The organism is Pseudonocardia oceanicola, assembly GCF_047200735.1.
GTDB lineage: Bacteria > Actinomycetota > Actinomycetes > Mycobacteriales > Pseudonocardiaceae > Pseudonocardia.
In genome coordinates this window covers 1-22,909 of record NZ_JBJZON010000023.1, presented here as the reverse complement: position 1 = coordinate 22,909, position 22,909 = coordinate 1, and the positions used below count along the sequence as shown (strand labels likewise).

Annotated in this window: 21 protein-coding genes; 12 read left to right on the top strand and 9 right to left on the bottom strand. The window is 74.3% G+C overall.

All coding sequences use genetic code 11. The features are described from left to right. The first annotated feature begins 124 nt into the window (after positions 1-124). A complete protein-coding gene (locus ACL02T_RS26400) occupies positions 125-2,176 on the top strand; it encodes a hypothetical protein (protein ID WP_412833476.1) in 2,052 nt (683 codons plus the stop codon). A gap of 64 nt (positions 2,177-2,240) precedes the next feature. Here ACL02T_RS26400 and ACL02T_RS26395 read toward each other — a convergent pair whose 3' ends face one another. Then, complete coding sequence (locus ACL02T_RS26395; RefSeq protein ID WP_412833475.1) at positions 2,241-2,570, bottom strand: DUF3024 domain-containing protein; 330 nt, start codon at positions 2,568-2,570, stop codon at positions 2,241-2,243. A 181-nt stretch (positions 2,571-2,751) separates the two neighbouring features. On the opposite strand from ACL02T_RS26395, the gene ACL02T_RS26390 reads away from it, so the two are divergent. Continuing rightward, the gene (locus ACL02T_RS26390) at positions 2,752-3,330 is read left to right on the top strand and encodes a peroxidase-related enzyme (RefSeq protein WP_412833474.1); all 579 of its coding nucleotides are present in this window, start codon (positions 2,752-2,754) and stop codon (positions 3,328-3,330) included. Positions 3,331-3,336: 6 nt separating this feature from the next. On the opposite strand, the gene ACL02T_RS26385 is transcribed toward ACL02T_RS26390, so the two are convergent. The 5 genes from ACL02T_RS26385 to ACL02T_RS26365 form a co-directional block, all read right to left on the bottom strand. Then, positions 3,337-3,834 (bottom strand): hypothetical protein, encoded by a 498-nt coding sequence (locus ACL02T_RS26385; protein ID WP_412833473.1) that lies wholly within the window; start codon positions 3,832-3,834, stop codon positions 3,337-3,339. Positions 3,835-3,983: 149 nt separating this feature from the next. Further along, entirely contained in the window at positions 3,984-4,844 is an 861-nt protein-coding gene (locus ACL02T_RS26380) for a type 2 periplasmic-binding domain-containing protein (protein WP_412833472.1), read from the bottom strand. Positions 4,845-4,995: 151 nt separating this feature from the next. After that, complete coding sequence (locus ACL02T_RS26375; RefSeq protein WP_412833471.1) at positions 4,996-5,757, bottom strand: amino acid ABC transporter ATP-binding protein; 762 nt, start codon at positions 5,755-5,757, stop codon at positions 4,996-4,998. Next, positions 5,754-6,656, bottom strand: coding sequence for an amino acid ABC transporter permease (locus tag ACL02T_RS26370; protein ID WP_412833470.1), 903 nt, complete (start codon positions 6,654-6,656; stop codon positions 5,754-5,756). The genes ACL02T_RS26375 and ACL02T_RS26370 overlap by 4 nt, the downstream gene beginning before the upstream one ends. A 3-nt stretch (positions 6,657-6,659) precedes the next feature. Next, the gene (locus tag ACL02T_RS26365) at positions 6,660-7,583 is read right to left on the bottom strand and encodes an ABC transporter substrate-binding protein (protein WP_412833469.1); all 924 of its coding nucleotides are present in this window, start codon (positions 7,581-7,583) and stop codon (positions 6,660-6,662) included. A 234-nt stretch (positions 7,584-7,817) separates the two neighbouring features. Between ACL02T_RS26365 and ACL02T_RS26360 the strand changes: the two genes are divergently transcribed. From ACL02T_RS26360 to ACL02T_RS26340, 5 genes are all read left to right on the top strand, one after another. Then, positions 7,818-8,165 (top strand): antitoxin, encoded by a 348-nt coding sequence (locus tag ACL02T_RS26360; protein ID WP_412833468.1) that lies wholly within the window; start codon positions 7,818-7,820, stop codon positions 8,163-8,165. A 346-nt stretch (positions 8,166-8,511) separates the two neighbouring features. Next, a complete protein-coding gene (locus ACL02T_RS26355) occupies positions 8,512-9,726 on the top strand; it encodes a thiamine pyrophosphate-dependent dehydrogenase E1 component subunit alpha (RefSeq protein ID WP_412833467.1) in 1,215 nt (404 codons plus the stop codon). Beyond that, a complete protein-coding gene (locus ACL02T_RS26350; protein WP_412833466.1) occupies positions 9,723-10,694 on the top strand; it encodes an alpha-ketoacid dehydrogenase subunit beta in 972 nt (323 codons plus the stop codon). Before ACL02T_RS26355 ends, ACL02T_RS26350 begins: the two co-directional genes overlap by 4 nt. Positions 10,695-10,714: 20 nt before the next feature. After that, on the top strand, positions 10,715-12,220 hold the full coding sequence (locus ACL02T_RS26345; RefSeq protein ID WP_412833555.1) for a dihydrolipoamide acetyltransferase family protein: 1,506 nt from the start codon (positions 10,715-10,717) through the stop codon (positions 12,218-12,220). Positions 12,221-12,329: 109 nt separating this feature from the next. Next, positions 12,330-12,833: an FxsA family protein gene (locus tag ACL02T_RS26340; RefSeq protein ID WP_412833465.1), complete on the top strand. Its 504-nt coding sequence runs from the start codon at positions 12,330-12,332 to the stop codon at positions 12,831-12,833. Between the two features lie 85 nt (positions 12,834-12,918). On the opposite strand, the gene ACL02T_RS26335 is transcribed toward ACL02T_RS26340, so the two are convergent. Both ACL02T_RS26335 and ACL02T_RS26330 read right to left on the bottom strand, forming a co-directional pair. Beyond that, positions 12,919-13,077, bottom strand: coding sequence for a hypothetical protein (locus ACL02T_RS26335; RefSeq protein ID WP_412833464.1), 159 nt, complete (start codon positions 13,075-13,077; stop codon positions 12,919-12,921). A gap of 180 nt (positions 13,078-13,257) precedes the next feature. Further along, complete coding sequence (locus ACL02T_RS26330) at positions 13,258-13,878, bottom strand: SIMPL domain-containing protein (protein ID WP_412833463.1); 621 nt, start codon at positions 13,876-13,878, stop codon at positions 13,258-13,260. Between the two features lie 254 nt (positions 13,879-14,132). On the opposite strand from ACL02T_RS26330, the gene ACL02T_RS26325 reads away from it, so the two are divergent. From ACL02T_RS26325 to ACL02T_RS26310, 4 genes are all read left to right on the top strand, one after another. Continuing rightward, positions 14,133-15,323, top strand: a complete 1,191-nt coding sequence (locus tag ACL02T_RS26325) for a DUF8462 domain-containing protein (protein ID WP_412833462.1) — start codon at positions 14,133-14,135, stop codon at positions 15,321-15,323. 268 nt (positions 15,324-15,591) lie between these two features. Beyond that, positions 15,592-15,885, top strand: a complete 294-nt coding sequence (locus tag ACL02T_RS26320; RefSeq protein ID WP_412833554.1) for a GroES family chaperonin — start codon at positions 15,592-15,594, stop codon at positions 15,883-15,885. A gap of 77 nt (positions 15,886-15,962) precedes the next feature. After that, the gene (locus tag ACL02T_RS26315; RefSeq protein WP_412833461.1) at positions 15,963-18,926 is read left to right on the top strand and encodes a VanW family protein; all 2,964 of its coding nucleotides are present in this window, start codon (positions 15,963-15,965) and stop codon (positions 18,924-18,926) included. Between the two features lie 105 nt (positions 18,927-19,031). Continuing rightward, positions 19,032-19,457 carry a CBS domain-containing protein gene (locus tag ACL02T_RS26310; protein ID WP_412833460.1) on the top strand — a complete coding sequence of 142 codons (426 nt, stop codon included), beginning with the start codon at positions 19,032-19,034 and terminating at the stop codon, positions 19,455-19,457. A 77-nt stretch (positions 19,458-19,534) separates the two neighbouring features. Here ACL02T_RS26310 and ACL02T_RS26305 read toward each other — a convergent pair whose 3' ends face one another. Further along, a complete protein-coding gene (locus ACL02T_RS26305) occupies positions 19,535-21,367 on the bottom strand; it encodes an acyl-CoA dehydrogenase (protein WP_412833459.1) in 1,833 nt (610 codons plus the stop codon). Positions 21,368-21,570: 203 nt separating this feature from the next. Between ACL02T_RS26305 and ACL02T_RS26300 the strand changes: the two genes are divergently transcribed. Further along, positions 21,571-22,824 (top strand): peptidoglycan recognition protein family protein, encoded by a 1,254-nt coding sequence (locus tag ACL02T_RS26300; RefSeq protein ID WP_412833458.1) that lies wholly within the window; start codon positions 21,571-21,573, stop codon positions 22,822-22,824. The last annotated feature ends 85 nt before the right edge of the window (positions 22,825-22,909 follow it).

Sequence of the window (22,909 nt, the reverse complement as noted above, 5' to 3'; positions counted from 1 at the left end):
TGCACGGAGTGACCGGATGGTCCCGTACGTGTTGCAGGACGCCGCACCGGGGTGGAACATCGTGGCCGCCAGAGCGATACCCCCGGTGACCATCGGGTACGGCGGTGGTGACGGGAGGTGAGCGATGGCGGGGAGCGGACGCGTCGTCCGGCACCTGCCCACGACGGGCACCGGGCGGAACGGCCAGCCGGAGGAGGAGCGCGTGGAGGAGGGTGCCGACGGCGCCGATCCGGGCCGCGCGCGCGAGGCCGGCGGGCTGGGCGACCTCGTGGAGCGGCTGGCCGAGCGGGCGGCCGACGAGCCGGGTTCCGGAACGGTCGGGGCCGCTGCGGCCCCGCCCCCGGCCGACGCCGCCACCCTCGCCGCGGCCGAACAGATCCGCCTCCGGACGACGGCCGGCGCCGCGCCCGCCGGCCTGCGCCGGCTCGCGGAGGCCCTCGCGGAGGCCGACGACCGGCCGGACGGCGGTGCGCCCACCGCTGCGGTCGCCCCGGGGTCCCCCGTCTCGCTGATCCCTCGCCAGCGCTCCGCGCCCGACGAGCAGCGCGCCCCGCTCACGGATGTCCTCACGGCCGTGCAGAGCGAGTCCTTCCTGGTCCTCGAGGGGCACCGGCCCGAGGAGATCGCCGCCGCCGTCGCGAACCTCGCCCGGGCGGGGCTGCGCGTCGCCGTCACCGCGGCGGACCTGGCGCGGCTCGACTCCGTGGCACCCACGGTGGACCGGTTGCCCGCCCTCACCGGGCCCGAGCAGCGCGAGCTCCGGCTGCTCCTCGCCACCACCGGCCCCGGCCGGCGGGAACCCGCCGCGCGGGAGATCCCGCCGCCGCCCGCGTTCCCGCCCGTCGACGAGATCCGGGCGCTGTGCGCCCGCTCGGCCGGATCCGGCCGGACGCCCACCGGCGGGCCGGATCTGCTCCGCGACGTGCTCACCACGCTCGACGAGCCGCGCCTCACCGCGGTCACCCGGGTCGCGGGCGCGGTGCGCACCGCGCTCGAGGCCCTCGACGCGCACGCGGACCTGCACGGGGGTGCCTGGGCCCGGCCGCTGCTCGCCGACCTCGTGCACTCCCGGCACCGGCCCGTGTTCGACGCGGTGCGCGCGGCCGCGGCGGCCGCCCTCGGGATCGCCGACCGGTCCCGCGAGCTGCCGCTCGTCACCCTCGCGGCCCCGCTGCCCCCGCACGCCTCGGAGCTGCTCGCCGACTACCGCGAGTACCTCGACTCCGGCGGACGCACCCGGCGGCGCTTCCGCACCGGGGTGCAGCGCGAGGTGCAGCCGGTCCTCGACCGGATCCGGGTGGGCGGCCAGGTCCCGGCCGACGCCCGGTCGGTGCAGGCGGCCGTCCTGCACCTCGAGCTCGCCACCCGGCTCACCGCCGTCGACTCGGACTGCCGCACGCTGGGCGTCCCGACCCCGGACTCGGTCGGTGACCTGCGCGCGCTCGTCGCCGGGCTCGACCTGCTCGACGAGGCGGCGCGGGCGGTCCGGCAGCTGCGCCACGACGTGCTGTTCCTGCACCCCACCTCGCCGATCGCCGTGCCGGACCTCGCCGCCGCCGAACGGGTCGCCGCCGGGATCCTCGACGTGGCCGAGCACGGCACCGCGCCCGGGGCGGCCGTCCGGCTCGACGCGATCGCGGACGAGCTGGCCGGAGCCGACGCGGCGGAGTGCGCCCCCGGGCACCGCGCCGCCGTCGACGCCCTGCGGGCGCGGGACGCCGAGGCCTACGAGGCCGCCCTCGCCGCCCTCGAGCCGGCGCGACGGGCCGCCGAAGACCGGGCCCGCTGCGACGAGCTGCTGGCCCGGCTGCGTGCCGAGGACCCGGAGGCGGCGGGGGCGTACGCCGAGGGGCACGGTTTCGTGTGGAGCGTGCCGCTGGAGGCGCTGCTGTCCCGGCTGCCGGCCGACGACGTGCTCGACGCCGTGGTGGTCCTCGACGCCGCGGAGCTCTCCGTCGAGCGGCTGCTGGTGGCCGCCGCGGCCCCCCGGCTCCTCGCGGTCGCGGGGACCGGGGCGGGTCCCGCCGACGCCGGGGCGACCGTGCTGGGGGCGCTGCACCGGGCCGCGGCCCCCGTCGTCGCCCCGCCCCGCCCCCCGGACCCCGGTGGTCGGGTGGTCCGGCTGCCCACGGCCCGTCGCCCCCAGGCGCCGAGGCGGGAGCAGGCGGGGGCCTGACCACCCCGCGCTCGCGCGGCCGGCGCGGAGGGGCGGGGGCCCACCGTCCGCGGTCCCCGGTCCCTCAGCCCGCCGCGCGCAGCGCCGAGCGGATGCGGTCGAGCAGGACGAAGGGGTCGTCGGCCGAGGGTTCCTGGCGCTCCCACCGCTCGCCCGAGGTGGTGGGGATGTAGAGCACCCAGCGCCCGGTCTCGCGCTCGTGGCGCAGCTGGGCCAGCGGGGTGGAGGACCACACCGCGCCCAGCTCGGGGAACGTGGGCGGGCGGCGGTCGAGGATCGTGACGTGGTCGCCCACCGTGGTGTAGGCGATCCGGCGGTGCGCACGCTCCTCGGCGGACAGGACGTCCGCGCACCAGTCGGACAGCCGGGTACGGATCTCCTCGGGCACCCCCATGCCCGCAGATGATGACGTTCGCGCGGCCGGCGGGGAAGGTGCACTCCGGCGATGTTCTCCGCCGGTGACCTCCTCGCGGCCCGGCGAGCCCCGCGCACTCACCTTCGGCGCGCCGCTACAGCTGCGGGGCGGGAGCGCGCGGGCGGGCGTCGTGGAGCCACGGCCGGGTACGGTCGCGGCCATGGGAGATCACGCGATCAGCCGCTTCGGGCACGTCGAGCTGGAGGACATGCCCGAGGACCTGCGGGAACGGATCGGCGCGATCGCCGAGAAGTCGGGGTTCGTGCCCAACGTCTTCCGGGCCCTGGCGAGGCGACCTCGTGAGCTGCGCGCCTTCCTCGACTACCACGACGCGCTCATGGACTCCGACGACGGGCTGAGCAAGGCGGAACGCGAGCTGGTCGTGGTGGCGACATCGGGTGCCAACCACTGCACGTACTGCGTCGTGGCGCACGGGGCGATCCTGCGGATCCGGGCGAAGGACCCCGAGATCGCGGACGCCGTCGCCACCAACCCCTACGCCGTCGAGCTGAGCCGGCGCGAGCGGGCCATCGTGGACCTCGCCCTGCTCATCGCCACGGACTCCGCCGCGCTCACCGAGGCCGAACTCGACGACGCCCGGGCCGCCGGACTCACGGACGACGAGATCTGGGACGTCGGTGCCATCACCGCCCTCTTCGCGCTCTCGAACCGCATGGCGCACCTGACCGCCCTGCGACCCAACCCGGAGTTCTTCCTGATGGGCCGCCGGCCCCGCTGACCGGCCTCACTCGCAGGCGACGCCGTCGTCGTCGGAGTCGAGCCCGTAGACGTCGCTCCCGGTCACCCGGACCGGCCCACGGACGTACGAGGGTCCGTCGCCGCTGCCGCCCGCGCAGTCCACGTCGGAGTCGACGGGCACGCAGCCGGAGTAGTTCGGGTCGCAGCCCGAGGCGGCGCGAGCGGCCGGGGTGGTGGTCCGGACCGTCGCCCGGGTCGTCGGGGCGGCGGCGCGCCCGACGGTCGTCCGCGGAGCCGGCGGGTGGGTGGCGGTGGTGCGCCTCGCGGTCGGGAGCGCCACGGGCTCGACGGTGGTCGTCCGGGGTGCGGTCGTGGTCGTCGGCGGCGTGGTGGTCGTCGGCGGTGCGCTCGTGGTCGTGCTCGCCGGGAGCCTCGTCGTCGGTGCGGCGGCGAAGGACACCGGGGTGGTGGACGACGAGCCGCATCCCGCGACGGCGAGCAGGGCGGCGGCGAGGACGGGGAGAGCGACGCGACAACGGATCACGAACCGTTGATCGACGCTCACGGCTCGCGTGCAACGGCGGTGGAGGGCGTTCGTCAGAAATGACGACGCCGTGCCTCGGCGAGGGCAGGGACGGCAACGAGAGCAAGCACGAGTCGGTCACGTCTGCGTCACGACGCCCGCCGGGACCGTCAGGACCGGAGGGCCGAGCCGTCGATCGCGAGGTCCCCCAGCCACCAGCGGTCGAGGACGGCGGCGTAGGTGCCGTCGGCGATCAGCGACCGCAGGGCCGCGCGGACCGCCGGGACGGCCCGGTTCTCGACGATCATCCCGGCGGTCCCCTCGCCGTACGGGGGGCTCGGCACGGCCAGCTTCCCCTGCCCGAGGACGACGGCGTGCCCGGCGGCCGGAGCGTCGGCCACGAAGGCGCCGAGCTGGTCGGCGAGCAGCCGGCGGGTGGCGTCCTCCGCGCCGCCGACGGGCACGATCTCGATCTCCGGCCGCCGGTTGTCGGCGCAGTGGAGGTTCTCCTCGACCACGGCGGCGTGCTGCGCCGACCCGGCGACGACGCCGATGCGATGCCCGCAGAGCGTGGTCGACTCCACGCGGTCGGGGTTGCCGACCGGGGTGACGATCGCGGTGCGGGCCGCCAACCAGGGCAGCACGCTGCCGCCCAGCGGGGCCACGTGGACCGGGACCGGGAGGATCCCGACGTCGTGCCGCGCCCCCACGAGCGCCCGCGGGAGCGCCGTCGCCGAGACCCCGTCGGTCAGCGCCCGGAGACCGAGCCGGGCGGCCAGCGCGGAGCCGAGCTCCTCCTCGGGCCCGGTCGCCGGCCGGGCCACCCCGGGAACCGCGACCCGCAACGTCCCGCCGACCAGCTCGGGCGGCAGCATCGCCACGAGTGCGGGGTCGGCCGTCACCTCCGGCAGGGGCTGCTGCACGTGGCCGACGGGGGGCGGGGGGCCGCTCGCACAGCCGACGCCGCCCACGAGGACCGCCCCGGCCGCCAGTACGGCCGCGACGAGCCGGGTCAGTCCTCGGGTGCGCACCCCACGATCGTGTCATCCCGCGAGGTGAGCGCCCGGTTCGGGTTCTTCGCCCGCTTTCGCGACGCCTGGCGCGGACGAGGGGACCGACCCGGACGTCCGTCGGAGACCCCGTGGCTGCCACCGCCGGCGGCCCCGGAGGAATCGACCCTTCTCACAGCACCTTCGACAGGAAGGCCTGCGTCCGCTCGTGCCGCGGGCTCGTGAGCACGTCCCGCGGCGCCCCCTGCTCCACGACGAGGCCCTCGTCCATGAACACCAGCGAGTCGCCGACCTCGCGGGCGAACCCCATCTCGTGGGTGACCACGACCATCGTCATGCCCTCCTGGGCGAGCCCGCGCATGACGTCGAGCACCTCGCCGACGAGTTCGGGGTCCAGCGCCGAGGTCGGCTCGTCGAACAGCATGAGCCGCGGCGACATGGCCAGCGCCCGCGCGATGGCGACGCGCTGCTGCTGCCCGCCGGAGAGCTGGGCGGGGTAGCTGTCGCGCCGGTCCGCCAGGCCCACCCGGTCGAGCAGCTCGACGGCCCGCGTCCGCGCGGCCGCCTTGTCCTGGCGGCGCACGACGACCGGCGCCTCCATGACGTTCTCGATCGCGGTCTTGTGCGGGAAGAGGTTGAACCGCTGGAACACCATGCCGATGTCGCGCCGCTGGAGCGCGACCTCGGACTCGCGCATCTCGTGGAGCCGGCCGTTGCGCTCCCGGTAACCGACGAGGTGCCCGTCGACCCGCAGCCGCCCGGAGTCGATGCGCTCCAGGTGGTTGACGCAGCGCAGCAGGGTGGACTTGCCCGAGCCCGACGGCCCGATCACGCACGCCACCTCGCCGGGCTGCACGACGAGGTCGACCCCGCGCAGCACGTGGGTCGCCCCGAACCGCTTGTGGATGCCGAGGGCCTCGACCATGGGGGTCATGCGGCGACCTCCCCCGACGGCCGGCGGCGCAGGAAGCCCAGCAGCGACGGGCCCGGCGGCCCGGTCTGCAGCCCGCGCCCGTAGCGCCGTTCGACGAAGCCCTGACCCACGGACAGGATCGAGGTCAGCGCCAGGTACCAGAGCGCCGCCACGATGAGCAGCGGGATCGTCTGGAAGTTGACCGAGTAGATCCGTTGCACGGAGGTGAGGAGCTCGAAGTAGCCGATGACCACGACGAGCGACGAGGTCTTGAGCATGGAGATCGTCTCGTTGCCGGTGGGCGGGATGATCACCCGCATCGCCTGGGGCAGCACGATGCGGCGCAGCGTCTGGGCCCGGGACCTGCCCAGCGCGCCGGCGGCCTCGGTCTGCCCGTGCTCCACCGAGGCGATGCCGCCGCGCACGATCTCCGCCATGTAGGCGGCCTCGTTCAGCCCGAGGCCCAACAGACAGGCCGCGAACTGGTTGATCAGCTGGTTGGTGTCGAAGGAGACGAACTCCGGCCCGAACGGGATCCCGAGCGACAGCCGCGGGTACAACGCCGACAGGAAGTTCCAGAACAGCAGCTGGGCGATCAGCGGGGTGCCGCGGAACACCCAGATGTAGAGCGCCGCCACCGAGCTGAGGATCCAGTTCGGCGACAGCCGCATCACGGCCAGCAGGATGCCGCCGACGATGCCGATCGCCATGGACAGCACCGTGAGCACCAGCGTGTTCGTGAGCCCGTTGAGCACCGGCGGCGAGAACACGTACTCGCCGACGACCGGCCAGCCGAAGCCGTTGTTGGTCACGACGGTGTGGACCAGCATCGCGGCCAGCACCGCCAGGACGGCGACGGCGACCCACCGTCCCGGGTGCCGGACCGGGACGGCGTTCACGGGTTCGGGTCGCTCGGGCATTCCTCAGGCGTTGATCTGCGAGGTCGGGATCGCCCCGTTCCCGACGTTCCACTTGTCGAGGATCGCCTGGTAGGTGCCGTCGTCCATGAGGGACTGGATCGCGCCCTGGACGGCCTGGGCGAAGTCGTCCTGGCCCTTCTTGATCACGACGCCGTAGGGCGCGGTGTCGTACGGCTCGCCGACGACCTCGACCGCGCCGTTGGTGGTGGTCACGGCGTAGGCGGCGACCGGGGAGTCGGCGAGCATGCCCACGATGCGCGACGACGTCAGCGCGAGCGTGACGTCCGTCTGCTGCTGCAGCTCGGTGACCTGGATCGGCGGCCGGCCCTGCGAGGTGCACTCCTGGTTGCGGGTGACGACCTCCTCCGCCTGCGTCGTGCCGGCCTGCACACCGATCGCCTTGCCGCAGAGGTCGTCCGGACCCAGTCCGTCCGGGTTGCCCGCCTTGACGGCCAGGCTGGTGCCGGCGGTGAAGTAGCTGATCATGTCGACCGTGGCCGTGCGCTCCGGTGTGATCGAGAAGGACGACATGCCCGCCTCGTACCGCGCGCCGTCGATCCCGGGGATGATCCCGGAGAACTGGCTGTTCCGGAACTCGGCCTGCAGACCGAGCTTCTGCGCGATCGCCGTGCCGAGGTCCACGTCCATGCCGATGACGGTGGTGCCGTCGGTGTCGGTGAACTCGTTCGGCGGGTAGGAGGCGTCCGTGCCGTAGACGAGCGTGCCGTCGGCGGAGACCGACGACGGGACCTTGGCCGCGAGCGCGTCGTCCTTCGCGGGGGCCGGGATCGCCGCGGCGGAGGTCGCCCCGGCGCCTCCACCGGCGCCCCCGCCGGAGCCGTCACCGCCGGAGCCGCACGCGGCGAGCACGGCGGCCAGCGCCGCGGCGGCCAGGGCGGCCGGGATGGTTCGAGTTCGGGCGGACACGCCGGCACCTCCTGCTTCCGGTCCGCGCGGGGGTGGCGCGATCGTCGGGATGCTGCCACCTGGCCGCCCGCAGGACATCCCATGACGATCGTCCGTTACCCGACGGACACATGGTTGGCGGCCACACATCGGGGGAACAGGCCGGGAGCGGCCCGGGAACCCGGACGGATCACCGGGCGTTGACGACGCGAGACGGACGGTGTGGGACACACCGGACAGGACGGGAGGAGCCGCATGGCGGGCTTGATCAGGAAGCTGGGCGCGCTGGCGGGTGCCGCCGAGGCGGCGCGCCGCTACGCGCGGAAGAACCCGGACCAGGCCGGGAGGTTCGTCGACCAGGCCGCCCAGTTCGTCGACAAGCAGACGAAGGGCAAGTACTCCGGGCAGATCCAGGGCGTCGCGCAGAAGGCCAAGGGCGTGGCGGGGATCCAGGACCGGCGGCAGGGCTACGGCCACCCCGGCCAGCCCGCCGGGCACCAGGGCCCGGGTCAGCAGGCATCCGGGCAGCAGGCCCACGGCCAGCAGGCTCACGGCCAGCAGGGTCGGAGCGACCCGCCCACCGCGCCCTACCGCGGCGCCTGACGGCCGGCGAGCCGGCGCGGCCCGGTCATCCCTCGGGGTGGCCGGGCCGCCGTCGTTCCCGGCCGCCCGCACCGCCCCCCGCGGGTGCACTCGGGCGGGTCCGCTCCTCCGGGGCCCGAGGATCGGACGCCGAACGAAGCCGTGGCCGCACGCCACGCCACCGGAGCCGATCTCGTGGGTTCTCGCGGTCCCCCCGCCGGCGCGAGCCGTGCCAGTATCGGCTCAGCGAGGACGTCCGGCGTGGGGCGGGCCACACACCCGAGTGGTCCGCCGCCGGCCGTCCGCCGGCCCGCGGGACGGTGTGAACAGCACGGCCCCGCGTGTCGTGGAGCACGAGGAGGAACGCGTGTCCCGTCCACAGAGCTGGGTCCCGACCGATCCCCGATCCGCACCGACCCGCGAGCACGTCCTGTCCGGGCTGAAGGGCACCGACGAGGGCGGCCCCGAGCTCGTCCAGCTGCTCACCCCGGAGGGCCAGCGGGTCTCCGACGAGCGCTTCGGCTCCTGGGCCGCCGACGTCGGGCGCGCGGAGCTCGAGGGCTACTACCGGGACATGGTCCTGGTCCGGCGCATCGACCGCGAGGGCAACGCCCTGCAGCGCCAGGGGCAGCTGGGCATCTGGGTGCCGCTGCTCGGCCAGGAGGCCGCGCAGATCGGCGCGGGCCGCGCCGCCACGCCGCGCGACATGATCTTCCCCAGCTACCGCGAGCACGGCGTGGCGTGGTGCCGCGGGATCGACCCGACGGACCTGCTGGGCATCTTCCGCGGCACCGACCAGGGCTCGTGGGACCCGATCGCGGCCCGGTTCCACCTGTACACCATCGTGATCGGCAACCAGTGCCTCAACGCCACCGGCTACGCCATGGGGCAGAAGTTCGAGGGCCGCGTCGGGAACCCCGTCGGCGAGGGGCCCGACGCCGGGTCGGGCAACGAGGCCACGATGTGCTTCTTCGGCGACGGCGCGACCAGCCAGGGCGACGTCCACGAGGGGTTCGTGTGGGCCGCCGCCTACGACGCCCCCGTCGTCTTCTACTGCCAGAACAACCAGTGGGCGATCTCGGTGCCGCTCGAGCGCCAGACCCGGGTGCCGCTGTTCCAGCGGGCCCGCGGCTACGGCTTCCCGGGCGTCCGGGTCGACGGCAACGACGTCCTCGCCTGCCTCGCCGTCACCCGCTGGGCCCTGGAGGAGTGCCGCAGCGGCAACGGGCCCGTGCTGATCGAGGCGTTCACCTACCGCATGGACGCGCACACGACGTCGGACGATCCCTCGCGCTACCGGTTGGCCGACGAGCTCGAGCTGTGGAAGCTGAAGGACCCGATCGAGCGGGTGCGCGTGAACCTGGTGCGTGAGCACGGCGTGGAGCAGGGGTTCTTCGACGAGGTGCAGGCCGAGTCGGACGAGCTCGCCGCCCGCTTCCGCGCCTTCTGCCTGGACATGCCGGACCCGCCGCCGGAGCGGATCTTCTCCGAGGTCTACGCCGAGCTCTCGCCGCGGCTGGAGGAGGAGAGGGCGGGCTACCTCGAGTACCTCGCGTCGTTCGAGGAGGAGGTGGCCCGATGACGACGATGACCCTCGCCAAGGCGCTCAACTCCGGGCTCCGCGCGGCGATGGAACGGGACCCGAAGGTCCTGGTGATGGGCGAGGACGTCGGCAAGCTCGGCGGCGTCTTCCGGGTCACGGACGGGCTCGCCAAGGACTTCGGCGAGCAGCGGGTGCTCGACACCCCGCTGTCCGAGAGCGGGATCATCGGCACCGCGGTGGGCCTCGCGATCCGCGGCTTCCGCCCGGTCTGCGAGATCCAGTTCGACGGCTTCGTCTTCCCCGGCTTCGACCAGATCGTCTCCCAGCTGGCCAAGGTGCGGTACCGGTCGCAGGGCAAGGTCCCGATGCCGGTCGTCGTGCGGATCCCGTTCGGCGGCGGGATCGGCGCCGTCGAGCACCACAGCGAGTCGCCCGAGTCCCTGTTCGCGCACGTCGCGGGGCTCAAGGTGGTCGCCTGCTCGAACCCGGACGACGCCCACTGGATGATCCGCCAGGCCATCGCCAGCGACGACCCGGTGATCTTCTTCGAGCCCAAGCGGCGGTACTGGGAGAAGGGCGAGGTGTCCGGGACCGAGCCTGCCCCGCTGTTCTCCTCGCGGGTCGTCCGGTCCGGCGCGGACGTGACCGTCGCCTGCTACGGCCCGATGGTGAAGACGTGCCTGGAGGCGGCCACGGCCGCCGAGACGGAGGGCACCGACCTGGAGGTGATCGACCTGCGCTCGCTGTCGCCGCTCGACCTCGGACCGGTGTTCGCCTCGGTCCGCCGCACCGGGCGGCTCGTGGTGGTGTCGGAGGCGCCGTCCGAGGCGTCGGTGACCTCGGAGGTCGCCGCCCGGGTGCAGGAGGAGTGCTTCCACTCGCTGGAGGCGCCGGTGCTGCGGGTGACCGGGTTCGACACGCCCTACCCGCCCTCGAAGTGCGAGGACGACTACCTGCCCGATCTCGACCGCGTGCTCGACGGCGTCGACCGCGCCCTGGGGTGGTGAGCGTGCGCGAGGTCTTCCGGATGCCCGACGTCGGGGAGGGGCTGACCGAGGCCGAGATCGTGGCCTGGCAGGTCGGCCCCGGCGACCGGGTCGCGGTCAACCAGGTCCTGGTCGAGATCGAGACGGCCAAGGCGGTGGTGGAACTGCCCTCGCCGTTCGCGGGGACGGTCGGCGAACTGCTGGCCGAGCCCGGCGCGACGGTGCAGGTCGGCGAGCCGGTCATCGCGATCGAGACCGACGCCGGTGCGGCGGGGCCCGCCGCGGAGGAGGGCAAGGGCGCGCTCATCGGGGAGGCCGGTGCCGACGGCCGCATCGCCACGCTCGTCGGCTACGGGCCGCGGCAGGGTGCCGCGCGGCGCCGCCCGCGCAAGGGGATGCCCGGCGCCGCGGCCGCGGTCGCCGACCCGGGGGTCGCCCCGGTCGTGGCCGGCGAGGAGGCGGCGGCGCAGGTCGGCCCCGCCGCGGCGGCGCGCAGCGCCCCGGAGCTCGACGACCGCCCCGAGCCCGTCGAGCAGCCCGGCGCGAGCACGTCCGGACCCGCTCCCGACGTGCGGCGCTCGCTCGTCCCGCTGGCGAAGCCGCCGGTCCGCAAGCTGGCCAAGGACCTCGGCGTCGACCTGCGGGCGCTCGCGGGGTCGGGGTCGGGCGGGGTCATCACGCGGGAGGACGTCCGCGCGGCGGCCTCGGCGCAGGCGGCCGGGCCCGCCGGGGCGGCGACCACCCCCGGTACCCGCACCGCCCCGCGGCACGCCGCCGCCGATCACACCGCCCCCGACCAGGCCGAGCCGGTGGCCGCGGCCGTCGCCGCGGGCCCGCCGGCCTCCGGGGAGGGCGTGCGCCGCGAGCCCATCCGCGGCGTGCGCAAGGCGACCGCGGCGGCCGTGGTGCAGTCCGCGTTCACCGCCCCGCACGTCACCGAGTTCCTGTCCGTCGACGTCACCGAGACGATGGCGCTGCGGGAGCGGCTGCGGGCGACGCGGGCGTTCGCCGACGTCAAGCTCACGCCGCTCGCGTTCGTCGCCAAGGCGGTGTGCCTGGCCGCGCGCCGCACCCCGGCGGTCAACGCGAGCTGGGACGAGCCCGCGGGGGAGATCGTCTACTACGACCACGTCCAGCTCGGGATCGCCGCCGCGACCCCGCGCGGGCTGCTCGTGCCGAAGATCCGCGACGCCGACCGGCTCGACCTGCACGGCCTCGCGGTGGCGCTCGGGGAGCTCACGGAGACCGCCCGTGCCGGACGGACGGCGCCGGCGGACCTGGCCGGGGGCACGATCACGATCACCAACGTCGGCGTCTTCGGCGTCGACACCGGGACGCCGATCCTCAACCCGGGGGAGGCGGCGATCCTGGCCGTCGGGTCCATCAGGCCGGCCCCGTGGGTCGTGGACGGCGAGCTCACGGTCCGGACGGTGTGCCAGCTGGCGCTCTCCTTCGACCACCGGCTGGTCGACGGCGAGCAGGGCTCCCGGTTCCTGGCCGACGTGGGCGCCCTGCTCGAGGACCCCGCCACCGCACTGCTCTGGTAGCCCGGGGAGCGGGCGGCGCTGTCGGTTCCCGGTCGTGGACGAGAGCGCTGCTCGCTCATCCGGGTCGGTGGGACGGGAGCAAATCCGCCGTCCCGTTCGTTGGACGGGTATGCCGTTCGTGCTGCTGTACCTGGTGGTCGAGATCGTGGCCCTGGTCGCGCTGGGCTCGTGGATCGGCGCCCTGCCCACGCTGCTGGTGCTGCTCGCGGGCTCCGTGCTGGGTCTGTGGCTCGCCCGCCGGGAGGGGGTGCGGGCCGCGCAGGCCCTGGCCGAGGCGGCCCGGAACCGCCGTGTCGCCACCTCGGAGACCACGGACGGGATGCTCGTCGCCGTCGGGGGCCTGCTGCTCTTCGTGCCCGGCCTGGTCACGGACGTGCTGGGCCTGCTGCTGGTGCTTCCGCCCACCCGGGCGCTGGTGCGGCGCCGGCTGGTCGCCTCCACCGAGCGCCGGCACCCCGACCTGCGGACCGCCCGGATCCGCGGGGAGGGTCAGGTGATCGACGCCGAGGTCGTCGACGTGCAGGCCGACGCGCACCCGGACGCCCGCCGCGAGCCGCCGCGCCGCCCGGCGGGCCCCCTGGTCATCGAGGGCACCGTCGTCGACGAGCGCTGAGCACGCCCCGAGCGGCGAGGACGAGCGCCGACGAGTCCGGGTTCGGGAGCCGCCGGTTCGAGCCCGTCCGCCCGGGCCTGCGGCGCTACTCGGCGTCGGAGGTCAGGAAGGCGACCGTCACCGGGCCGCCGTGGTTGTGCATCACCGCCGCGCCGCTGCCGGTGAGCAGCAGGCCGACGGCCGCGGTGAGCATGGCGCGGGCGGTCGCCCGCAGCCCGGCCCGGTGTCCTCGCCCGGGGCGCATCCGCAGTTCCTGGCGGGTGCGTCGCGTCAGCCGGTGCCGTCCCCCTCGAGAGCCCACGATGTCCTCCCGTCACGAACCGAGTGACTACTCCGTCCGAGTGTCGGGCCCGAGCCGGAGCTGCGCTACCCGGACGCCTCGATTCACCCGTTGGAGCGCATATTCGGACGAGAGACGTCCCGATCACCAGCCGATCAAGGTCCAGGTCGTGGTGCAGCGCGCGGTGACCCGCACCGGTTCCGGTTCCAGGCCGAGCTCGGAGACGTCCGGGCTGCCTTCGGCCCGCGCCCGCATCGCCAGCATCGGCGCCGCGCCCTGCTCCGGGGCCTCGCTGAGTCGCACCAGCCTGCCGAGGCTGCCGCCCAGCGCGGCGGCGTAGCCCTCGGCCCGGCGGCGCGCGTCCGCCACCGCGCGGCGCTGCGCCTCCTCCCGCACCGCCCCCGGGTCCGCCAGGGACCACGACGGTCCGGTCAGCGCCGCCGGCTCCGCGCCCACCAGCAGCGACAGCGCCTCCTCGAGCACGCCCGGATCGTCGACGCGCACCTGGATCGCCTCGCTCGCCCGGCACCCGGCGGGCTTGGACCCCTTGTACTCGGTGTGCACCGACACCCGACGGCCGCACACCGTCAGCCCGGACAGGCCGAGGGCCTTCTCGGCGGCGACGACCCGCCGCCCGAGCTCCTCGACGGCGGCGGAGCGGCTGCGCCCCCGTGCGTCGAACACCACGGACAGCTCGGCGCGGTCGGCCGTGTGCTCGACCCAGCCACTGCCCTCGGTCACGATCTCCGCTGCGCTCTCGGTCACGCCCCGAGCGTCCCAGATCCGGATGCATCCGGGCGTATGGCGGAGTATCGGGAAAGGGCGAGACGACCGGAGACGACCCGATGGGTTCGGGACGTTCGGGCGGTACTGCGTCGCGGACGCGGCCCCGTCGAGCCCGGTATACGGCCGTCTAGCCACGGAGCTAGAAAGCTGCAGATGCACCGATCGGCGACACGCCATCGCGGCGGATAGCGAAATCTAGGGTCGGCGCGAGACGCGCGGATACCGTGCGATGCATGGATCCGGTGCGCAACCCGTTCGCTCCCGGCGCAGGTCAGCGGCCCCCCGAGCTGGCGGGCCGGGACCGCGAGGTCGACGCGTTCGAGATCGTGCTGGAGCGGGTCGCGCGCGGCCGCCCGGAGCGCAGCCTGGTGCTCACCGGGCTGCGGGGGGTCGGCAAGACGGTGCTGCTCGGCGAGCTGCGGTCGATGGCCGTCCGGGCCGGCTGGGGCTCGGGGAAGATCGAGGCCCGGCCCGACGCGGACCTGCGGCGTCCGCTGTCGGCCGCCCTGCACCGGGCGATCCGGGACCTGGCCGTGCAGCACCCGCGGCAGGAACGCGTCGACGAGGTGCTCGGCGTGCTCAAGGCCTTCGCCCTGCGGGCCTCGCCCGACGGCGCGCGCATGCGGGACCGGTGGCAGCCCGGCATCGACGTGCCGGTGCGCAACGGACGGGCCGACTCGGGCGACATCGAGATCGACCTGGTGGAACTGTTCACCGAGGTCGCGGAGCTGGCGAGCGAGGTCGCCACCGGGATCGCGATCCTCATCGACGAGATGCAGGACCTGCGACCGGACGACGTCTCGGCCCTCTGCGCCGCCTGTCACGAGCTCTCGCAGTCCCGGATGCCGCTCGTGGTGGTCGGTGCCGGCCTGCCCCACCTGCCGGCCGTGCTGTCGGCCTCGAAGTCCTACTCGGAGCGGCTGTTCACGTACGCCCGGATCGACAAACTGGACCGCACGGACGCCGATTTCGCCCTCATCGCGCCGGCCGAGCGCGAGGACGCGGCCTTCGACACCGACGCCCTCGACCAGCTCTACGAGCGCTCCGGCGGCTACCCCTACTTCGTGCAGGCCTACGGCAAGGCCTCCTGGGACGCCGCGCCGACCAGCCCGATCCGCGCCGCGGACGTCGCGCTGGCCGCGCCGGAGGCGGAGGCGGAGCTGGCCGTCGGGTTCTTCGGGTCGCGGTACGAGCGGGCGACGCCGGCGGAGCGGGAGTACCTGCGGGCGATGGCCGAGCTGGCGGAGGGGACGGACGAGCCCGTCGTCACCTCGGCGATCGCGCAGCACCTGGAGCGCAAACCGTCGTCGTTGTCGCCCGCCCGGGACAGCCTGCTGAAGAAGGGCCTGGTCTTCTCGGCCCAGCGCGGCCAGATCGCCTTCACCGTGCCGCACTTCGGCCGGTACCTCCTCGCCTCCACTTGACCCCTGGGTAGTCCGATCGGGTGAACCGCGCCTCCCGTGCGCCCGGACGTAACGCGTCGACGGGACCGGACGAATCCTGGGGTAGCCCCGTGGCGCTGTCGGACCCCCGACCTGGCAGCTCCGCGGGGCTTCCTCGTGGTGGGCGTGGCGGGGGCTCCGGAGCCCGCTGCGCTACTGGGTCACACCGCCGGGGTCGACACCGCCGGGTGACGGTGTCCGCGCTGCCCGTAGCATCACCCCGGTGCCGGAACCGAAGTTCGAGATCCAGATGCTGCACGACCGCGTCATGATCAAGATCGTGGAGTCGGCCGGCGAGCGGCGGAGCTCCTCGGGGATCGTCATCCCGGCCACGGCCCAGGTGGCGAAGCGCCTGGTCTGGGGTGAGGTCTACGGGATCGGCCAGCACGCGCGCAGTGTCAAGGTGGGCGACCGGGTCCTCTTCGCTCCGGAGGACCAGTACGAGGTGGAGGTCCAGGGCTCGTCCTACGTCGTGATGCGCGAGCGGGACCTGCACGCGGTCGCGACGGAGCGCACCGAGCACGGGACCGGCCTGTACCTCTAGCCGGTCGGCGGCGCGAGCACGACATCGTCCCGGGGCACGCGGGGCGGCGGACATCGGTGGGGAAGGAACACTGCGTGATGCCCGAGCGGCAGCCCTCGCCCGGCGAGGTGGACGAGCAGCGCACGGCCGGCGGCGGGGGGAACGGCACCGGTCCGGCGACGGAGGGTGCCCGGTCGGACGCCGGCGGCTCGCGCACGGACAGCCCGCGCGGCGACGCGCTGTTCTCCCCGGTCCCGCGGCCCAGCCCGCGGCGGCGGGTGGAGGGTGACGACCGGGCCGGCACGAACGGCGGCACGGACGGCGCCGTCGGGTCGAACGGGGCGGGCGCGCACGGCACTCCCCCGCCGGACCCGACCAACGCCGGCCGCGCCGCCGCGCGCGACGGTGCGCCCGGCAGCGGTTCCGCCGGGAACGGGGCCCCCGCCTCCGGTGCCGCGGCCGGCGCCGAGGCGCCGGGTACGCCTTCCGGCGAGCAGGCCGGGGTGGGTGCGGGCCCCGCGTCGCAGGCCCCGGCCGCAGGTCGTACCCCCGAGGCCTCCCCGGCCACGGACACCCCGGACACGCCGGACACCCCGGACACCCCGGACATCTCGGACACCTCCGCGACGACCGCGACCCCGGTGGCGGCCCCGACCCCGGCGGCGACCGCGAGTCCGGCCACGAGCGCGAGTCCGGCGGCGCCTCCGAACTCGGCCGCGAGCCCGTCCCCGGCGACCTCCGTTCCCGCGACGACCTCGGCCGCCGCCGCGGCAGCCGGGTCCACCGGCGCGGCGGCCGGTGCGGCGGCAAGCGATGCGCCCGCCAACGGCACCGCTCCGGTCGCGCCCCCGGGATCCCCCGTCTCCCCGGCAGCCACCGTGCCCTCGGCATCGCCCGCGTCCCCGGGCTCGGCGACCCCGTCGTCGGACGCCCAGGCGTCGGCCGCCGACGCGGCCCTCGGCTCCTCCGAGGCGCGCGCCGCCACTCCCGGGGCCGGACCGGTCGACGGTCGGACCCACCCCACCCCGGTGGGCGAGCTTCGGCCGAGCGAGGCCGGCGTCCTCGCCGCCGCCGCGCGCACCTCGGGCCCGGCAACGATGCCGGCCCCGCCGACCGCCGCCGCCGGCAGCGCCACGGACGATCGGACCACCGCGATCCACCCCGCCGTGACCGACTGGGGCACCGAGGACACCCAGGTCCTCCCGCGCACCGCCGCCGGAGCGGGGACGGACGCGGGGCCGGAGCAGCCCACCCAGCGGCTCGGCGCCCCCTCCGGGCCGGTCGACCCGCCGACCGAACAGTTCCGCATGCCCGCCGGTGGCGCGGTCCCGTCCGCCCGCACCGGGGGCGGCCCGCCGACCGGGGAGCAGCCGGCCGCCACCGGCAGCGGCGGCCGCCGGCGGAAGAAGCCCCTGCTGATCGTCGCCGGCGTGGTGGCGCTGCTCGGCCTGCTGTACGTCGCCGATCTCGTCGTCACCGCGGGCAACGTGCCGCGCGGCGTGACCGTCGCCGGGCTGGAGCTCGGCGGGCTCTCCAAGGCCGACGCCCGCCAGCGCCTGCAGGACGCGATCGAGCCCCGCTCGTCGCTCCCGGTCCAGGTCACCGCCGGACCGGTGCAGAGCCAGATCGACCCGAAGGCGGCCGGCCTCGAGGTGGACTACCAGGCCACCATCGACGAGGCGGGCGAGCAGTCGCTCAACCCGATCACCCGGATCGCGTCGTTCTTCACCGAGCGCGAGGTCGGCGTGCGGAACAAGGCCGACGAGCGGTCGGTCACCACCGCGTTGGAGCAGCTCAAGCCCGTGGTCGACCAGGCCCCGGTCGAGGGCACCGTCCGGTTCGAGGGCAGCACCCCGGTGGCCGTCCCGCCGGTCCCGGGGCAGACCCTCGACCTGCCCGCCGCCGTCGGGGTGCTGGAGCGCGACTGGGCGTCGGGCGCCCCGGTCGCGCTGCCGTTGATCCCGCAGCCGACCGTCACCACGAACGAGGACGTCCAGGAGGCCATCGAGAAGATCGCGACCCCGGCGGTCTCCGCGCCCCTGACCATCACGGGCGAGGGCGCGAACGCCGTCCTGCAGCCGGCAGACATCGCGGCGGCGCTCTCCTTCCGCGCCGACGCCGCCGCCGACCCCACGCTCGTCCCCGAGATCAACGACGACGCGCTCGAGGAGGTCGCGTCGCCGCAGCTCGCCGCGACCGAGACACCCGCCCGGGACGCCAGCCTGGACTTCTCCTCCGGGACACCGGTCGTCGTCCCCTCGCAGGACGGCCGCGGGATCGACTACGACGAGACGTTCGAGAACCTCGTCGCCGTGCTGACCGGGTCGGACGAGCGCAGCATCGCCGCGGTGTACGCCGACCAGAAGGCCGAGCTGACCACCGAGAAGCTGTCGTCGCTCGGCATCACCGGCCAGATCAGCTCCTTCACCACCGGCGGCTTCGCGGCCGACTCGGGGCTGAACATCAAGCGGGCGGCGCAGCAGGTCAACGGCACGATCGTCGAGCCCGGGGAGACCTTCAGCCTCAACGCCCTGACCAACCCGCGCAACGCGGCGAACGGCTACGTCGAGGCCGGGATCATCGAGAACGGCCATTCCGCCCGCGGTATCGGCGGCGGCGTGTCGCAGGTCGCGACCACGCTGTACAACGCCGCGTACTTCGCGGGCATGGTCGACGTGGAGCACAAGGAGCACAGCTTCTACATCAGCCGCTACCCGGTGGCCCGTGAGGCGACGGTGTTCGACGACATCATCGACCTGAAGTTCCGCAACGACGGCCCGACCGGTGTACTCATCCAGACCGCCTGGACCCCGTCGAGCCTCACCGTGACGATGTTCGGCACGAAGCGCTACGAGGTCACCTCGGAGACCGGGCCACGGACCCACCCGACCGAGCCGCAGACGATCACGCTCCCGCCGGGCCAGCCGTGCGTCGCCTCGAAGGGGGCACCGGGCTTCACCGCCACCGACACGCGGGTCATGCGCAACCTGCAGACCGGCGAGGTCACCCGGAAGACGCGCACGGTGAAGTACAACCCGTCACCGATCGTGGTCTGCGGCTGATCCGGGATCGGACGATCGGGGCGAGCGGCCGTTCAGCCCTCGCGTGAGGCGCGTCACGGTTCGTACCCTCCTCCTCGACCACGTCGTCGAGGATCGGGGACACGGATGCGCATCGCGGACGTCCTGCGGAGCAAGGGGCACACGGTCGCGACGATCGAGCCCGAGGCCACGGTCGCGGTGCTGCTCGCCCGCCTGGCCGAGGGGAACTACGGCGCCCTGCCGGTCGTGGCCGGCGGCCGGCTCGCCGGAATGGTGTCCGAACGCGACGTCGTCCGGGAGCTGCACGAGCGGGGCGCCGCCCTGCTCGACTCCGCCGTCTCCGAGATCATGACGACGGTGGTCGCCACCTGCACGCCCGAGGACGGCGTCAGCGACCTCGCGCAGGTCATGACCAATCGCCGCGTGCGGCACCTGCCGGTCGTCGTCGAGGGCGAGCTGCGCGGCATCGTCTCGATCGGCGACCTGGTGAAGGCCCGGATCGACTCCCTGGAGCGGGAGCGCCAGCAGCTGGAGTCCTACATCGCCCAGTAGCAGTTGCCTGTGAGCGGCAACGGCCGCTACCGCTGCGCGGCGCCGAAGGCGTAGCGGCCGTCGCCGCTCACAGGTGGTCAGAACGCGGCCTCGTCCAGCTCCATCAGGGAGTTGTCGGCGGCCTCGATGATCGCCTTCTGGGCGGTCAGCGTCGGCAGGACGGTCTTCGCGAAGAACCGGGCGACGCCGATCTTCCCCTCGTAGAAGGCCGTGTCCCGGGCCGCGACCGCACCGGCCAGCGCGTTCAGCGCGACGTCGGCCTGGCGCAGCAGCAGCCACCCGACGAGCAGGTCGCCGACGGCCATCAGGAAGCGGACCGTGTGCTGGCCGACCTTGTACAGGTTCTGCACGTCCTGCTGCGAGGCGACGAGGTAGCCGGTCAGCGAACCGAGCATGCCCTGGACGTCGGCCAGCGCCGTCGCGAGCAGCGCCCGCTCCTCCTTGAGCCGGCCGTTGCCGGTCTCGTTCTCGAGGAACGCCTGGATCTCGCCGGCGACGTGCATCAGCGCGGCGCCGTCGTCCTTGACGATCTTGCGGAAGAGGAGGTCGAGCGACTGGATCGCGGTGGTGCCCTCGTACAGCGAGTCGATCTTCGAGTCCCGGATGTACTGCTCGAGCGGGTAGTCCTGCAGGAAGCCCGACCCGCCGAGGGTCTGCAGGGACTGCAGCAGCTGCTCCGACGCCCGCTCCGAGCCGACGCCCTTGACGATCGGCAGCAGCAGGTCGTTGACCTTCTCGGCCGGCTCGACCTCGCCGCCCTGGCGGATCCGGTCCTGGAAGGTGGCGGTGTAGAGGTAGAGCGCCCGCAGGCCCTCGGCGTACGCCTTCTGCGTCATCAGCGAGCGGCGGACGTCCGGGTGGTGGGTGATGGTGACCCGCGGGGCGGTCTTGTCGGTCTGCCGGGTGAGGTCCGGGCCCTGGACGCGCTCCTTGGCGTACTCGAGCGCGTTGAGGTAACCGGTCGACAGGGTCGCGATGGCCTTCGTGCCGACCATCATCCGGGCGTACTCGATGACCTGGAACATCTGCGCGATGCCGTCGTGCACCTCGCCGAGCAGCCAGCCCTTCGCCGGGACGCCGTGCTGGCCGAACGTGAGCTCGCACGTCGTGGAGACCTTGAGGCCCATCTTGTGCTCGACGTTCGTGACGAAGGCGCCGTTGCGCTCGCCCAGCTCACCGGTCTCCGGGTCGAAGTGGAACTTGGGGACCAGGAACAGCGACAGGCCCTTGGTGCCGGGCCTCGGGTCGAGCCCGGGCGCCTCGGGCCGGGCCAGCACCAGGTGCATGATGTTCTCGGTCATGTCCTGGTCGCCGGACGTGATGAACCGCTTCACGCCGTCGAGGTGCCAGGAGCCGTCCTCCTGCAGCACGGCCCTGGTGCGGCCCGCGCCCACGTCGGACCCCGCGTCGGGCTCGGTGAGCACCATGGTGGCGCCCCACCCCTTGTCGATCATGATCTCGGCCCAGCGCCGCTGCACGTCGGTACCGTTGGCGTGCACCACCGAGGCGAAGCTCGGGCCGGCCATGTACATGTACAGCGCCGGGTTGGCGCCGAGGATCAGCTCCGAGGCGGCCCACTGCACGGACGGGGGCACGCCGAAGCCGCCCAGCTCGACGGGCAGGGACAGCCGGTACCACTCGCCGTCCCACAGGGCCCGGTAGGAGTCCTTGAAGGACTGCGGCAGCGTCGCGGCGTGGGTCTTCGGGTCGAAGACCGGCGGGTTGCGGTCCGCGTCGGCGAAGGACTCGGCCAGCGGGCCCGTGGCCAGCGTGTTCAGCTCGCGCAGGATGCCCTTGGCGGTGTCGGTGTCGACACCCGCGAACGCGCCCGCGCCGAGCTGCTCCTGGACGCGGAACACCTCGAACAGGTTGAACTCGAGATCGCGCACGTTGCTCTTGTAGTGGCCCATCGCGGTGCTCCTTCCTACCGACGGGTAACTCCGGCCCAGCTTATTACCGGCGGGTAACTTCGGCAACCGTCGCTCGAGGCGGGAGCGGCGGTCACACCTTCGGGGCGACCACTTGTGTACGGAGCGTGCGTGGCCCAAGGTTCGGTCGGGGCGGATGTGGCTCGTGTGTTCGTGCGGGTCATCCGGACGGGCTGGGGGATGCGATGGGTCGTCGGCAGTCGGTGACGGGACCGGAGGTGCGCGCCGGGCTGACCCGGCGCGGCTTCGTCCTGGGTGGAGTGACGGCGGGGGTGCTGGCCACCGCGCCGGACCTCGCGTGGGCGGGTGAGCGGCCGGCCGGTGGTGGTCTGACGAACGGCGTGGCCACACCGGCCATCGTCGACTGCGCCGGCTGGGGTGCGCGGCCGAACAGCGCGATCGTGCCCATCTGGAACCAGCGGCCGGTGAAGATCCTCGTGCACCACACGGCGTCGGCCAACGTCGGCGACCACAGCCGCGCCGCCGCGGACCGCGTCGCCCGCGCCATCCAGAACTTCCACATGGACACCCGCGGCTGGCTCGACACCGGGCAGCACTTCACGATCAGCCGCGGCGGCTTCGTGCTCGAGGGCCGACACCGCTCGCTGGAGGTGCTGCGGATCGGGCAGCGCCAGGTCGAGGGCGCGCACTGCACGGGCCAGAACGTCGTGGCGGTCGGGATCGAGAACGAGGGCACCTACATCGACCAGGACCCGCCGGGGGCGCTGTGGGACGCCCTGCGGGCCACGTGCGCCCACATCTGCGCGCAGTACGGCATCGCGCCCACCGAGCTGTACGGGCACCGGGACTTCAAGAACACGATCTGCCCCGGCGACCGGCTCTACGGCATGCTCCCGCGGCTGCGCGGCGAGGTGGCCGAGGTGCTCGGCCGGCGCGTCGAGGAGGCGGACGTGCACAAGGCGAGCTGGCCGCTGCTGCGTGCGGGGGACGCGGGCGAGGTCGTCCTGGCCGCGCAGTACCTGCTGCGCGACGCCGGCGTCCGCACGAACGTCGACGGCCGGTACACCCCCGCCACCGTCGCCGCCGTGACCGAGTTCCAGCGGCTCACCGCGGCCGAGGAGCCCAACGGGGTCCTCGGTGGCGAGTCCTGGCCGGTGCTCGCCCGTACCGTGGACCGCGCCTCCGAACCGACGTCCGACGCCGCACGGGCGGTCGAGGTCCTCGCCGGTGACCGGACACGGAGCGTGCGGAGTGGACCCGCCGACCCGACACGGAGCGTGCGGAGTGGACCCTCCGATCGGACACGGAGCGTGCGGAGTGGACCCTCCGACCGGACACGGAGCGTGCGGAGTGGACCGTCGGACGCGTCGGCGGAGGCGGTCCCGACCACCGTCGACCACCCGGTCTGGCAGGACCTCCTCGGCACCTCCGGCGCGCCGGCGGACACGACCGTCGATCCCACCGGTCCACCGGCCTAGCCCGGATCTTTCGTCTTGAGCTGCGGGCTTGATCGACACCGGTGCTGGCCGGTGTGTTGGGCTGGATTCTGCTCCTGGGGTGTGA

Excerpts from the sequence above, each read along its gene's own strand:
- ACL02T_RS26400 (WP_412833476.1), top strand. The coding sequence starts at position 125 with ATGGCGGGGAGCGGACGCGTCGTCCGGCACCTGCCCACGACGGGCACC.
- ACL02T_RS26395 (WP_412833475.1), bottom strand. The coding sequence starts at position 2,570 with ATGGGGGTGCCCGAGGAGATCCGTACCCGGCTGTCCGACTGGTGCGCG.
- ACL02T_RS26390 (WP_412833474.1), top strand. The coding sequence starts at position 2,752 with ATGGGAGATCACGCGATCAGCCGCTTCGGGCACGTCGAGCTGGAGGAC.
- ACL02T_RS26375 (WP_412833471.1), bottom strand. The coding sequence starts at position 5,757 with ATGACCCCCATGGTCGAGGCCCTCGGCATCCACAAGCGGTTCGGGGCG.
- ACL02T_RS26370 (WP_412833470.1), bottom strand. The coding sequence starts at position 6,656 with ATGCCCGAGCGACCCGAACCCGTGAACGCCGTCCCGGTCCGGCACCCG.
- ACL02T_RS26360 (WP_412833468.1), top strand. The coding sequence starts at position 7,818 with ATGGCGGGCTTGATCAGGAAGCTGGGCGCGCTGGCGGGTGCCGCCGAG.
- ACL02T_RS26350 (WP_412833466.1), top strand. The coding sequence starts at position 9,723 with ATGACGACGATGACCCTCGCCAAGGCGCTCAACTCCGGGCTCCGCGCG.
- ACL02T_RS26345 (WP_412833555.1), top strand. The coding sequence starts at position 10,715 with ATGCCCGACGTCGGGGAGGGGCTGACCGAGGCCGAGATCGTGGCCTGG.
- ACL02T_RS26340 (WP_412833465.1), top strand. The coding sequence starts at position 12,330 with ATGCCGTTCGTGCTGCTGTACCTGGTGGTCGAGATCGTGGCCCTGGTC.
- ACL02T_RS26335 (WP_412833464.1), bottom strand. The coding sequence starts at position 13,077 with ATGCGCCCCGGGCGAGGACACCGGGCCGGGCTGCGGGCGACCGCCCGC.
- ACL02T_RS26325 (WP_412833462.1), top strand. The coding sequence starts at position 14,133 with ATGGATCCGGTGCGCAACCCGTTCGCTCCCGGCGCAGGTCAGCGGCCC.
- ACL02T_RS26320 (WP_412833554.1), top strand. The coding sequence starts at position 15,592 with ATGCTGCACGACCGCGTCATGATCAAGATCGTGGAGTCGGCCGGCGAG.
- ACL02T_RS26315 (WP_412833461.1), top strand. The coding sequence starts at position 15,963 with ATGCCCGAGCGGCAGCCCTCGCCCGGCGAGGTGGACGAGCAGCGCACG.
- ACL02T_RS26310 (WP_412833460.1), top strand. The coding sequence starts at position 19,032 with ATGCGCATCGCGGACGTCCTGCGGAGCAAGGGGCACACGGTCGCGACG.
- ACL02T_RS26305 (WP_412833459.1), bottom strand. The coding sequence starts at position 21,367 with ATGGGCCACTACAAGAGCAACGTGCGCGATCTCGAGTTCAACCTGTTC.
- ACL02T_RS26300 (WP_412833458.1), top strand. The coding sequence starts at position 21,571 with ATGGGTCGTCGGCAGTCGGTGACGGGACCGGAGGTGCGCGCCGGGCTG.